This window comes from Bradyrhizobium jicamae, assembly GCF_001440395.1.
GTDB classification, from domain to species: domain Bacteria; phylum Pseudomonadota; class Alphaproteobacteria; order Rhizobiales; family Xanthobacteraceae; genus Bradyrhizobium; species Bradyrhizobium jicamae.
Genome location: NZ_LLXZ01000167.1, coordinates 42,192 through 55,095 on the forward strand (window position 1 = coordinate 42,192; position 12,904 = coordinate 55,095).

The following is a 12,904-nucleotide window of genomic DNA, read 5'->3' on the forward strand; positions in this document are numbered from 1 at the left end:
GGTCCGCCTCGAAGACGGCCTGATGCACAGGTGCCAGTAAGATATAGTTCAAACGAGAAAGGCGGCCGATGGGCCGCCCTTCTCTCGTGAAAATCGATCTTCCCGGCACGACAGCGATTGATCGGCCTCGAATTCCGCCTCGGCAACGCGGCCGCTTCCCGCTCCGGATCGTGACGAAGTCGCTCGCGCTCATGCCGATTCCTGCGCGACCTTCCGGCTCAGGCTGGCCAGCAACTCGGGAAGCCTCTTCAGGCCCTCGGCGCTGGCATCGTGGAAGCGCTTCAGCGCCGCCAGCTTTTCCGTCTCTTCCGGCCTCACCCGCGCCATCGCGGCAAACAAACTGTTCAAGCGCGACCGCGCCAGCCACTCCTCGATGTTCGCCTGGGCGCGCCAGCCCATGCGATTCCTGGTCGAGACGGCCAGCATGCGCAGCCAGTCCGTATCGAGAACCGGGTTCGGCACCGGTGCGCACAGGGCGTTCTTCTGCGCATCGTCGGCGAAAGCCGTTTCGATGAAGCCGATCAGGGCTGCGCTGAAAGTCGGTTGGCAGGTTCGTATCATCTGAATGTTGATACGGCTGCCGTCCCAGATCGGGACCTGCGGCTTTCGCGAAATGCCGCTGGCCGAGCAGTCGACGATCAGCGAATTCGGCATCAACGCCACCTCGCCATGATCGAGGACGAGACGATCGGGATAGACGGCCTTCAGATAGCCCTTCCGCACGACATTGCCGATCCGTCTCAGTTGAACCAGTTCAGGCTCGGTGATCGTGGCGCAGCGATAAATCGTCGGCGCTACCTGCGGATCGAGGCGCAGCAATTCGCCGCTTGCCTCGAGCCGCTCGAAGAGATCGGCAACGTCGGCCGCGGCACTCAGCGCTTCGAACTGGCGAGTGAGGCTTTCGACGAACGCGAGCAGGAACTCATCGCCTGGCTGGATATTGGCGCGATTGATGAACCAGGCGTCGCGCGGCATCACCCAGTGGATCCGCGCCGGGTCGACCTCGTGACCCAGCAACCAGAGACAGGCATCGATTCCGGTCTTGCCGGGGCCAACCACCACAAAGTTGTCCGATCGCGACGCCATGCCCGGAAGCAGGTTTGGCGGAATGCATTTCACGCCGGGAGCGACCGAATATTTCGGCCCGCGGGTCGAGGGAATGTCGAACGTCCAGTAGGCAGTGTCCACCAGGCGCCTGCGAACGGCAACACGATGCCGCCGGCCGGTGAGCAGGGATTCGAACGTGTCGTCGGCCGTCACGTTGCACATCGGAAAAAACTGCACGCGCCCCGACGGAAGCAGCCGCTGCTGCATGACCTGGTCGAAATAGGCCAGGACCTCCGCACCGCTTGCCAGCGAATACAGGCCCTCATTCAGGCCCGCGACGTCCAGCCCGGGATGGCTCAACTCTCGCGAACTGACGCCATAAAACCTGGAGGGCTGATGAAGACGGACGAAGGGATAGGCGTCGTTCCAATGGCCCCCCGGCTTGTCGCGCCGGTCGACCATGATGATCCGTGCATCGCTGTTGGTCAGCACTTCGTCGGCAAAAGCCATCGCCGAGGCGCCTGCGCCGATTACGAAGTAGTCGGTTTCGTGGCTGTCCATAATCGAACCCCCAAGAACCAATTGTACGCATCAAGTATGGATTGCTTCACTTCACTCGCAATGATGTGGTGAGAGATGACCTCAGCTTACTTCCCGTAGCTTTCCCGCATCTTGGCCTGGATCTTCGCCATGCCCGCGATCCAGCGGTCGTAATTCTCGGTCTTCTTGCGCATGTAGCCGAGCACCTGCGGGTGCGGCAGGATCACGAAGGTTTCTTCGTCGAGTCCCTTCAGCACGTCCTGCGCCACCTGCTCCGGCGAGAGATCGCCGTCGCCGGATTGCGGACCCTTTGGGATCGAGCGCAGCATGTTGGTGTCGACGCCTTGCGGGCACAGGATCGAAACCTTGATGTTGTCGGCCTTGTGCGAGATCGCGAGGTTTTCGGCAAAACCCACGGCCGCATGCTTGGTGGTCGAATAGGCCGGGCTGCCGACCTGCGACAGCAATCCCGCCGCCGAGATCGTGTTGAGGAAATAGCCGCCGCCGCGCGCCTTCATGCGCGGGACCAGATGCCGGGCAGCATAGACATGGGCCATGACATGCACGGCCCAGCTTCGCGACCAGGGCTCGTCGGAGCTTCCGCCGGCATTGACCGACAGCGGATCGAAGCCGCCGCCGATGCCGGCATTGGAGCAGAACAGCGCGATCGGGCCGAATTGATGCTCGGTCTCCTCGATGACGTGAAGGATGTCCTTTTCCTTTCCGACATCGCATTTGAAGGCGGCCCCGCCGATCGGCGTGGCGACGGCCCGCGCGGCGGCAGGATCGATATCGACGACCACCACCTTGGCCGCGCCTTCGCGGTGAAAGGCTTCGCACAACGCCTTGCCGATGCCGTTGCCGCCGCCGGTGACAACCACGACTTTGCCCGCCACCTGCATGGCCGCTCTCCCCGTTTATTGTGATCCTATGTCAGGATCATCATATCGAGAATAGCCGTATAATGGCAGGCGGCGCCGAGCAAGACGAAGCCATGCCAGATCGCATTCTGGAAGCGCAGGCGCTGCCAGGCATGAAAGATCACGCCAAGGCTATAGAGCACGCCGCCCGCCACCACGAAGCCCAGCGCCAGCGGCGGCACCGCCTTCACCACGGCGTCGTATAGCGTAACGCCGCTCCAGCCGAGCGTGAGATAGAGCCCGACCGCCAGACGATCGTACCGCCCCGGCACCGACAGCTTCAGCACGATACCGGCGATGGCGACGCACCACACCCCGGCGAGCAGCGCGATCGCCAGATAGCTCTCCCGGAGCTGCACGATGAACGGCGTATAGGTGGCGGCGATCAACAGATAGATCGCCGAATGATCGAAACGGCGCAGCACCCATTTGGCGCGCGACACCGGCCAGAGATTATAGACCGCCGACAAGGTCAGCATCGCCAGCAGCCCCGCGACGTAAACCGATACCACCGCAATCTCGAACGCACTGGCATAGACCGCGGTCAAGACGATCAGGGCGGTTGCGGCGACAAGTCCGAGCGAGATGCCGACGATGTGCACGACGCCATCGGCGATCAGCTCGGCGCGGTCGTAATTCCAGTGCATGGCGTCGGCCGCCGCATGGATCGATGTCGAGGCAAGTTGCTTCAGTCTGAAAATGGTCATGCAGGCCCGCAGAAGCTGGTGAGGGAGCGACAGGATATGGGTCTTCCGAGGTCAACGAACCGTTCAAGTCGACGGCCTGAAGGCCATCACCCGTCAGCGGGTCGCACGCGAATACGCGCCCGGCGACAAGTTCCGGCAGACCATCGCATACCCCATCGCCGTGGCAATTTCGTGCTGCCGATAACGACCAGCTAACCCCGAGGATCCAGTCGTCAAGCGATCACAAGAGCTTGATTTTACCTCTCCAATCGCCACTTTCCTGAGCATCGCCCACCGAGTCTTTACACCGAGCCTTCCGCCCGCATGCCCCCCAGCTTTTCAGATATCGTCGAGGAAGCGCGCCTGTCGGCACGGGCGCTGCTGGATTACGGCGACAGCTTTTTCAATCCCACCGTCCGGCTCGGCGTCACCGGCCTGTCGCGCGCCGGCAAGACCGTGTTCATCACGGCGCTGGTCCACGGCCTGACCCGCGGTGGCCGGTTTCCGGTATTCGAGCCCTATGCCACGGGACGGATCGCCCGCGCCCGGCTCGAGCCGCAGCCGGACGATGCGGTGCCGCGCTTCGCCTATGAGAACCACGTCCGCACCCTGATCGAGGAACGGCGCTGGCCGAACTCCACCGTCGACATCTCCGAATTGCGCCTCGTCATCGACTACCAGCGCCAGAACGGCGCGGACCGCACGCTGACCATCGACATCGTCGATTATCCCGGCGAATGGCTGCTCGACCTGCCGCTGCTCAACAGAAGCTTTGAGCAATGGTCCGCCGAGAGCCTCGCACTGTCGCGCGAGGGCCCGCGCGCAAAACTCGCCGCGCCCTGGCATGAGCACCTGAAGACGCTTGACGCGGAAGGTCGCGAAAACGAACAGGCGACGCTCGCCGCCGCAAAACTGTTCACCGATTATTTGCGCGCCTGCCGCGACGAACGTTTTGCCATGAGCCTGCTGCCACCCGGACGTTTCCTGATGCCGGGTAACCTCGCAGGCTCGCCGGCACTGACCTTCGCGCCGCTCGATGTGGCCATCGATGGCACCGCGCCGGACGGCTCGCTGTGGGCGATGATGCGGCGGCGCTATGAAGCCTACAAGGACGTCGTGGTGCGCCCGTTCTTCCGCGATCATTTTGCCCGGCTCGACCGCCAGATCGTGCTGGTCGATGCACTCGCCGCCTTCAACGCCGGCCCCGAAGCGCTGCACGATCTCGAAGCGGCGCTGGCCGGCATTCTCGATTGCTTCCGCATCGGCCGCAGCACGATCCTGAGCAGCCTGTTCCGTCCGCGGATCGATCGCATCCTGTTTGCCGCCACCAAGGCCGATCACCTGCACCATTCCAGCCATGACCGGCTGGAAGCGGTGCTGCGGCGCGCGGTCGCCAAGGCGGCCGATCGCGCCGAATATGCGGGAGCTGCCATTGACGTCGTTGCGCTCGCCGCCGTGCGCGCCACGCGCGAGGCGACGGTTGCGCGCGGCCGGGAGAAGCTGCCGTCGATCCTCGGCACGCCAGCGCCCGGCGAGACCGCCAACGGCGATACGTTCGATGGCGAGACCGAAGTTGCGACCTTTCCGGGCGACCTGCCCGTCGATCCCGAAGAGCTGTTCAATGGCGGCTTTCGCGGCCTTTCCAGTACGCCGCACGACAACGCCGACTTCCGCTTCCTGCGCTTCCGGCCGCCGCTGCTGGAACGCAACGCCGAGGAAGAGCCCGCGCTGCCTCACATCCGCCTCGACCGCGCCCTCCAGTTCCTGATCGGAGACCGACTGCAATGAGCGAGAAAACGCCGCATCGGCGGCCGGCGACGTTCAAGCTCGGCGATCCCGGCGTCGTCGTGATCGATCCGGACGAAACCGGCCGCCCTGCCCGCGGCACGGTGCAGATCACGCCCGAGGCCGATCCCGCGCTGCTACCCGTGCCGATCGATGCGCCGCGGATGCCGGTGCGCCGCGGCTTTCGCTGGGGCACGCTGTTCTGGTCGGCGGTCGGCGGCCTGGTGCTGCTCGGCACCGGGCTCGGCATCGTCAATCTGATCGAGGATCTGTTCGCGCGCAGCCAGACGCTTGGCTACGTCGCACTGGCTTTTGCGGTGGCCGCGGGTCTGGCGCTGGCAGTCGTCATCGGCCGCGAAGCGTTCGGGCTGGCGCGGCTGGCGGCGATCGAGAAGCTGCACCTGCGCGCCACCGAGGTGCTGCGCAGCGACGACCGAGCCGAGAGCCGCGCCGTCGTCAACGACCTGCTCAAGCTCGCGCATCAGAACCCGCAACTGGCGCGTGCCCGCGCCACGCTTGTCAGTCATGCCGACGACATCATCGACGGCGCCGACATGATCAAGCTGGCCGAGCGCGAATTGATGGCCCCGCTGGATGAGGAAGCGCGGCGGCTGGTCTCGACCGCCGCACAGCGCGTCTCGGTCGTCACCGCGGTAAGCCCCCGCGCCCTGATCGACGTGCTGTTCGTGTTCGTCGCCGCGATGCGCCTGATCCGGCAACTGGCGCGGCTCTATGGCGGCCGTCCCGGCACGCTCGGCATGATCAGCCTGTTGCGCCATGTCATCGGCCATCTCGCCATCACCGGCGGTATGGCGGTCGGCGACAGCCTGGTGCAGCAGGTGCTCGGCCACGGCATCGCGGCAAAACTCTCGCAGCGGCTCGGCGAAGGCGTGCTCAACGGCCTGCTCACGGCGCGGCTGGGGCTTGCGGCGATTGATGTGACGCGCCCCTTGCCGTTCACCGCGCTGCCGCGTCCGGCCCTCGGTGATCTCGCGAAGGATCTGCTGAGCAAGCGCGACGAAGAGTGATTGCGCAGTTGCGTAGGGTGGGCAAAGCGAAGCGTGCCCACCATCAAGCAGCGCGATCGGCGATGGATGGTGGGCACGTCGCTAACGTTCCTTTGCCCACCCTACGAAGTGCAGCCTACGAAGTGCGGGCTGACACCGGCCGCGGTGAGGCGGCCCGACCCGCTGCGTCCAAACGTTTCAAAACCATGGAAGGTGCGAGTACAGGTTGCCGCCGGCCTGCTTATTCAAACCTGTCTTGCCGCGCATTCACTTCTTCTCCGTTTGTGATACCTTGTGTAGTATCAAACTCTCCGGGGACCGAGAACTGAGCGGGGAGCGCCATGAGAGGCGTCACCGAGTGGCTCAAGTCAATCGGCCTGTCGGAGTACGCCGAGCGCTTCGGCGAAAACGGCATTGACCTCTCGGTTCTGCGCGACCTGACGGAGCAAGACCTCAAGGAGCTGGGCGTCCTTTTAGGTCATCGCCGCAAGCTGCTGCGCGCCATAGCGCAGCTTGAGGACGCAGCCAGGCCTAAGCCGGCGGAAGCAGCGACCGAGCCGAAGCGACCGGATGAAGGCGAGCGGCGCCACCTCACAGTGATGTTTTGCGATTTGGTTCGTTCCACAGCCGCGGCGCGGTTGGATCCGGAGGACATGCACGCGCTGATTGGCGCGTATCACAGCTGCATCGCGGAAGTCATAGCTCGCTATAACGGACAGATTGCCCGCTATATGAGCGAAGGTGCGCTGGTCTATTTCGGCTTCCCGCAAGCACATGAGGACGATGCTGAACTGGCCGTGCGCGCCGCGCTCGCGCTCATTGATGCCATAGCGGGTATCCGTAACGTCGCCGAGACGCTGCAGATCCGCATCGGCATTGCGACAGGCACTGTGGTCGTCGCCGAGCTTCTGATTGAGAAAATATTGGCGGAGCAGGAGGTCGTCGGCGAGACGCCAAACCTCGCCGCGCGGCTGCAAGCGATGGCGGAGCCGGGGACCGTGCTGATCTGCGCGAGCACGCGCCGGCTCACCGAGGGAAAGTTTTATTACAGTGACCTCGGCCCCGTCGTACTGAAAGGCTGGACGAAGCCGTTCCAGGTTTATCAGGTGCTGGGAGCAAGCGGCGTAGAGAGCCGTTTCGAGGCGATGCATGCTGCCAAGCTGCCGCCTCTGTTCGGGCGCGAGGAGGAAATAGAGCTACTGTTACGTCGCTGGCGACAGGTCACCCTGGAAGGGGGGCGAGCGGTGACCCTTACAGGAGAGCCAGGTATCGGCAAGTCACACATCGCGTTGGCGCTCAATGAGCGGATCCAGGGCGAACCGCACATCACCTTGCGCTATTTTTGCTCCGAGCATCATACCCACAGCGCATTGTTTCCATTCATCACCCAGCTCGAACGTGCTGCCGGCTTCGAGCGCGGCGATTCACCTCAGGAGAGGCTATCCAAGCTCGACGCGCTACTGGCGCAATCCACACACAATTCCGAGCACCTGGCAGTTCTGGCCAACTTGTTGGCATTACCGGTCGAAGGTCATTACCGAATGCGGGACATCACGCCACAAAAACGCAAGGAGAAAACCTTCGCGGCATTGCTGGCCCAACTCGATGGGTTGGCGGCGCAGCAGCCGGTGTTTCTTATTTTCGAAGATGTACACTGGATTGATCCAACCTCGCTCGAACTCCTTGCAGCAGCCGTGGAGCAAGTGCCGCGGCTTCGGGCGCTGATGCTGATCACGGCCAGGCCAGAATTCACTCCCCCATGGCCGAGTTATCCGCACACCACGACAATCCCGCTCACCCGCCTTGACCGACGCGACGGCGCGGCGCTGGTCCTGCGGGTAACCGGGGGCAAGACGCTTCCCGAGGAGGTAATGAAGCACATTCTCGCGCATACCGACGGGGTGCCTCTCTTCATTGAGGAACTGACGAAGATGGTTATCGAAGGCGGGTTGTTGCGAGAGGGCGACCATGAATACGTTCTTGATGGCCCTCTACCTTCGTTCGCGATCCCGACCACCTTGCAGGCTTCGCTGATGGCTCGCCTCGACCGGCTGTCGCCCGTGCGGGATGTAGCCCAGATCAGTGCCGTCGCGGGCCGCGAATTTCATTACGAGCTTGTGAATGCAGTCGCCGGGTTGCCGAAGCAGAAACTGGACGAGGCACTCGACCAATTGGTGCGCTCGGAGCTGGTGTTCTGCCGGGGAGAAATTCCAAACGCGGTATACACTTTCAAGCACGCATTGGTGCGGGATGCGGCGTATGCCGGGCTCCTGAAGAGTCGACGCGTGCATCTGCACGCCGCTATCGCGAAGGGGCTCGAGCAGAAATTTCCTGAAGTCGTGCAAACTCAGCCTGAGATAATTGCCTACCACTACACTCAAGCGAAAAACTACGAAAGAGCGCTGCACTATTGGTATGAAGCAGGCAAACAATCCGCGGCTCGTTCGGCGCATAACGAAGCGATCGGTCATCTGAAACAAGGGCTGAATCAGATTCCCAATATCGACGAACCGACGCTGCGAAACAAATCGGAGTTGCTGCTCCAAATCTCTCTCGGCAACTCCCTTCGGGCGATCACGGGCTGGAGCACTGACAGTGTGAAGCATGCGTGCACGCGAGCGGTTCAACTGTGTAAGGAGAGCGGGCTTGACGAACATATCGTGCCTGCAGTGTTTGGCCTGTGGACCTGGAATTTCGTTCGTGCCTCGCTTGGTGAAGCTCAAGCCCTTGCCGAACATTTGCTGAAGAGCGCTGAGGACGTCGACAACCCGGTTTATGATGTTCTTGGCCACGAAGCGTTAGGGTTTACCTTGTTCGCACAAGGGAAATTTGCCGCTGCCCACGCGGAGCTGCAACGCAGTATCAGCCTCTGCGAGGACTGCAAGGCTGCAGAATATCTTGAACTTTCAGCACAAGATCCGCGAGTTCATGCAAGGTCATACGACGGCATGGCACTTTGGGTACTCGGCTATCCAGATCAGGCGTTGCGGCTTTGCGCGGATGCCCGCCGATACGCAGATGCATCTCGATATCCGTTCAGTGAGGCAATTGCACGAACGGTAGGCCTTCGCGTGCACCAGTTTCGCGGCGATGCTGCAGTTGTTGCAGGTGAGGCCAACGCCGCCATCGCATTCTGCGAAGAGCATGAGTTTGTGCACTATCTGGCCATGGCGTTGATTTTGCGCGGGTGGGCAAGTGCCGACCAGGGTGAGTTTGAGAAGGGTATTGCCGAGATTCAAGAAGGCCTGGAAAAAAAGCGAGCGACCGGGGCCTTGCTGCTGGAGTCGTACTCTTTGGGATTGATGGCGGATGCCTGCATCAAGAACAAACGTTATGGGCAAGCGCTTGACGCTTTGAAGCAGGCGGAATCAGGACTCAACGGAGAGAACTGCGAACGCTTTTACGCGGCCGAAATATATCGTCTGCTAGGCGAAACGTACCTCAAATCGAACCAAGATCTGGATCAGGCGGAGCATTATTTTTGCAAAGGTCTTGAGGTCGCGCGCGAACAAAAAGCCAGATCCTTTGAACTTAGGGTTTGTCTGAGTTTGTGTAACTTGTATGAGCTGAGACCGGACGCCGACAGGCGTCGCTCACAACTCGGCGAGGTTTATGGATCTTTTAGCGAGGGATTTGACACCCCGGACCTGGTGAAGGCCAAGGCAAGATTGCAAAGTTCTTGGTGATGTTCAGGTGCGGTCGGCGCATCGTGAACTAGATTCGGAAAGCTCAGGGAGCGAACCACCTGCAAGTATGAGTATAGCTGATCACTGCTGAAGCACGAAGACTGTTAGCCAGCTCACAATCTCTGTCGAGCTGATCAGGTTACCCTGCTTTGAGAATAGCCGCTCGGTGCGCAAAAGGATTAATACGCCTGAATGGTTTGTCGTCCCCTGCGCGCGTTGCTTTTGACTGTGGTTGGAGCTTGATAAGGTGTCAGGCCATGAGCCTGTATCCTGACCGCGGAGCACACATTCGGAGGAGGCGATGGCGTCGACTGTGATTGGCAAGCAGGCGGTCGTGATCGGCGCCGGCATGGCGGGGCTCACGGCCGCGGGAGCACTCTCCGACAGCTTCGATCAGGTAGTTGTGCTGGAGCGCGACACTCTGCCCTCGGAGCCTGCGCACCGCGCGGGAACGCCACAGGCGCGGCACGTGCATGCGCTATTGCTCAGCGGCCAGCGCGCCCTCAGCGAGCTGTTCCCGGGGTTCGAACAGGATCTCGCGCGGTCCGGAGCCGTGCCGCTCAGGGCTGGTCTCGATGTTCGCGTTGAACGCCCGGGCTACGATCCCTTCCCGCAACGCGACCTCGGCTGGTTCGGTTACGCGGCGTCACGGCCGACAATCGAGCGCGCCGTGCGACGGCGGGTGGAAAACCGCGGAAATACCACGCTGTACCAGCGCTGCAGGGTGCAGGAAGTGTTGGCCACACCAAATGGTGATGAAGTCACTGGCGTACGCTACGAGAACGGCGACGGCAAAGTTGAAACAATTGCGGCGGATCTCGTTGTCGACGCTTCCGGACGCGGCGCGCTCACTCTCGATCTGCTGCAATCGATCGGCCGGCCACAGCCGGAGGAGACCACAATTGGCATCGATCTCGGCTATGCCACATGCGTCTTTGCGATCCCGGACGACGCCTCGACTGACTGGAAGGGCGTCATGACCTTCGGCCAGGCGCCCCAGAACAGCCGTGGCGGCCTGATGTTGCCGCTCGAGGGCAACCGCTGGATGGCGACCATTGGTGGGCGCCATGGTGACGGGCCGCCTGGCGACGCGGAGGGCTTCCTGGCTTACGCAAAGGCGTTGCGGACGCCGACGATCTACAACGCGATCAGCCGCGCCAAGCGACTGGACGGGGTCGCGCGCTACGGCTTCCCTGAGAGCGTGCGGCGTCATTTCGAGCGACTTGACGTCTTGCCCCGCGGGCTCTTGCCGATCGGCGACGCCATCTGCCGCTTTAATCCCGTCTACGGCCAAGGCATGAGCGTGGCTGCGCTGGAGGCGTGCCTGCTGCAGAGGCTGCTCAAGGGACTAGGAGAAGACAGCAATCCAATCGCTGCGCTAACACCTGCGTTCTTCGCCGAGGTGCAGACGTTGATCGAGACGCCGTGGTCGGTGGCCATACTCGACTTCGTGTTTCCCGATACCCGTGGGCAACGTCCGGCGGATTTTGAGACCACGCTCAAATTCGGTATCGCCCTGACCCGACTCGCCGCCGAAGATCCGGCCGTCCACAAGTTGACCGTTGAGGTCCAACATCTATTGAAGCCACGCAGCGTCTATCGCGATCCCACGCTCCTGCAGCGGGTGTTTGCGAAGATGACCGAGACGTGACCGATGCGCGGAGGACTGGGCGCCGGTACCCTGCCGCCTCGACGTAGATGGCAGTGGGACACCGGAAGTCCTGACCTTGTCTGCTCCACATCCGCTCTTTCGTCGAAAACGGACGTCGATGAAGGCCAGCTGCCAGTCGGCTTCGGGTCAATTCCGGAAGTCGCATGGCGAGCGACAATAGCCAATTTCGTTCACTGCTGCCGGCTTTTGGCGACCTGCGCGTCGAGAGAGCAAGGCCGGTACAATCGTTGGAGCTCCTTGCCCTGAAGGACGATCATACGCGCGTTCAAGCCTCCCCGCTGTGCAATCCAGCGCTTTACCTCGGGAGGATACACCGAATAGAGCGCCTGCGTTGCTCCAGGGTTGGGGACATAATGGCCATCGGCGTTAAAATCCGAAGCTTTTCTGAAGCCGAATTTTGCCTTTGGGGTTAGGCAGATTCTATCATGCGGAATGGCCCCAAGCACGATCGTGCAGGCCCCTGCGCAGAATCCATCGATGATGACAAATTCGCCAGAGTCGCGCCAATACCGAAACCTATCGACGTAATCTCCTATTCGTCCGCCCGGATCGTTGGCAATGCGCACCGTTGCATGACCAGTTTCTGCGTCGCCAAGCAAGAGCACAGCGACCAGTATTCCCGCAAAGAGCCTCATCTTGCCCCCAGTCGAACCGAATCCTACTGTTTTGAGTGATCCGGATATTCGTAGCGTGAGTTGATTTCTACTTTGCAAGGAACGCGAAAACCAGCTGAAACAAACATCCATGATGCTGAGAGGATTGGTCGTGAGAGTGCGTCTGGCCCGCCCTCGCTGAGAAGCTGCCGTGAGCCGAATGCACGGTCACGCCAATACCACCTGATGTCCGCTTCTTTGCCAACCACGACGCAAAGCGGACATCGCCGTATACGGGAGAAAGGTCAAAGCAGCGCCCAGCCCGATGATTGCGTGGCGTCCGGTTTCTCGCAGACAGCCGACATGGCAACGGTTGCTGCGTTGTTCAGTTGAGGGCCACTAGCCGACGTCTGCCAAAGCCGGAAGCAAGTCCGCCAAGTGCCAAAGCGGACTTCCCTCGGAACCACCAGCGGCTTATCCTTGCGCTGCAACTGTCACTAAGGGCCGTCCGCGCGGCAGGCAAGGAACGATAGCTTGCGCTATTTATTTGAGGATTTTGTTCTCGACACCGATCAGCGCGAGTTGCGGCGGGGGGCTGACGTGGTTCCGGCTGCGCCGCAAGTCTTCGATCTACTCGACTACTTGATCCGGCACAGGGAGCGCGTCGTCAGCAAGGACGATCTCATCAGCGCGGTTTGGAATGGACGCATCGTCTCAGATGCTGCGCTGACGACCCGCCTGAATGCCGCCCGGGTCGCAATCGGAGACGACGGTGATAAGCAGCGCCTAATCAAAACATTGCCGCGCAAAGGCTTCCGCTTTGTTGGCGCAGTGCACGAAGGACCGACGCCCGACACGGGGTCGGTTCGATCGACGCAGAACGACGGCTCGGCACAAAGGCCGCTTGCACCGCCTCGTCTTTCCATCGTTGTGCTGCCTTTCGCCAACCTCAGCGGTGATCCCGAGCA

9 protein-coding genes are annotated in these 12,904 nt (G+C 61.7%); 5 read left to right on the plus strand and 4 right to left on the minus strand.

All coding sequences use genetic code 11. The annotated features are described in order from the left end of the window. Positions 1 to 189: 189 nt before the first annotated feature. The 3 genes from CQ12_RS28435 to trhA all read right to left on the minus strand — a co-directional run bounded on the left by CQ12_RS28435 (position 190) and on the right by trhA (position 3,214). Positions 190 to 1,608: an NAD(P)/FAD-dependent oxidoreductase gene (locus CQ12_RS28435; RefSeq protein WP_057838605.1), complete on the minus strand. Its 1,419-nt coding sequence runs from the start codon at positions 1,606 to 1,608 to the stop codon at positions 190 to 192. A gap of 86 nt (positions 1,609 to 1,694) precedes the next feature. Further along, the gene (locus tag CQ12_RS28440; protein ID WP_057838606.1) at positions 1,695 to 2,489 is read right to left on the minus strand and encodes an SDR family oxidoreductase; all 795 of its coding nucleotides are present in this window, start codon (positions 2,487 to 2,489) and stop codon (positions 1,695 to 1,697) included. A gap of 26 nt (positions 2,490 to 2,515) precedes the next feature. Further along, entirely contained in the window at positions 2,516 to 3,214 is a 699-nt protein-coding gene (trhA, locus tag CQ12_RS28445) for a PAQR family membrane homeostasis protein TrhA (protein ID WP_057838607.1), read from the minus strand. 303 nt (positions 3,215 to 3,517) lie between these two features. Between trhA and CQ12_RS28450 the strand changes: the two genes are divergently transcribed. The 4 genes from CQ12_RS28450 (at position 3,518) to CQ12_RS28465 (ending at position 11,322) form a co-directional block, all read left to right on the plus strand. Beyond that, positions 3,518 to 4,981, plus strand: a complete 1,464-nt coding sequence (locus CQ12_RS28450) for a YcjX family GTP-binding protein (RefSeq protein ID WP_057838608.1) — start codon at positions 3,518 to 3,520, stop codon at positions 4,979 to 4,981. Further along, complete coding sequence (locus CQ12_RS28455) at positions 4,978 to 6,006, plus strand: YcjF family protein (RefSeq protein WP_057838609.1); 1,029 nt, start codon at positions 4,978 to 4,980, stop codon at positions 6,004 to 6,006. Before CQ12_RS28450 ends, CQ12_RS28455 begins: the two co-directional genes overlap by 4 nt. 320 nt (positions 6,007 to 6,326) lie before the next feature. After that, positions 6,327 to 9,671 (plus strand): adenylate/guanylate cyclase domain-containing protein, encoded by a 3,345-nt coding sequence (locus tag CQ12_RS28460; protein WP_057838610.1) that lies wholly within the window; start codon positions 6,327 to 6,329, stop codon positions 9,669 to 9,671. Positions 9,672 to 10,005: 334 nt separating this feature from the next. Continuing rightward, entirely contained in the window at positions 10,006 to 11,322 is a 1,317-nt protein-coding gene (locus tag CQ12_RS28465; RefSeq protein ID WP_198164279.1) for an FAD-dependent oxidoreductase, read from the plus strand. Between the two features lie 191 nt (positions 11,323 to 11,513). Here CQ12_RS28465 and CQ12_RS28470 read toward each other — a convergent pair whose 3' ends face one another. After that, positions 11,514 to 11,978, minus strand: coding sequence for a hypothetical protein (locus CQ12_RS28470; protein ID WP_057838612.1), 465 nt, complete (start codon positions 11,976 to 11,978; stop codon positions 11,514 to 11,516). 492 nt (positions 11,979 to 12,470) lie between these two features. Here CQ12_RS28470 and CQ12_RS28475 point away from each other — a divergent pair. Continuing rightward, the coding region (locus CQ12_RS28475; protein ID WP_198164280.1) for a winged helix-turn-helix domain-containing protein at positions 12,471 to 12,904 on the plus strand (434 nt) is incomplete at its 3' end.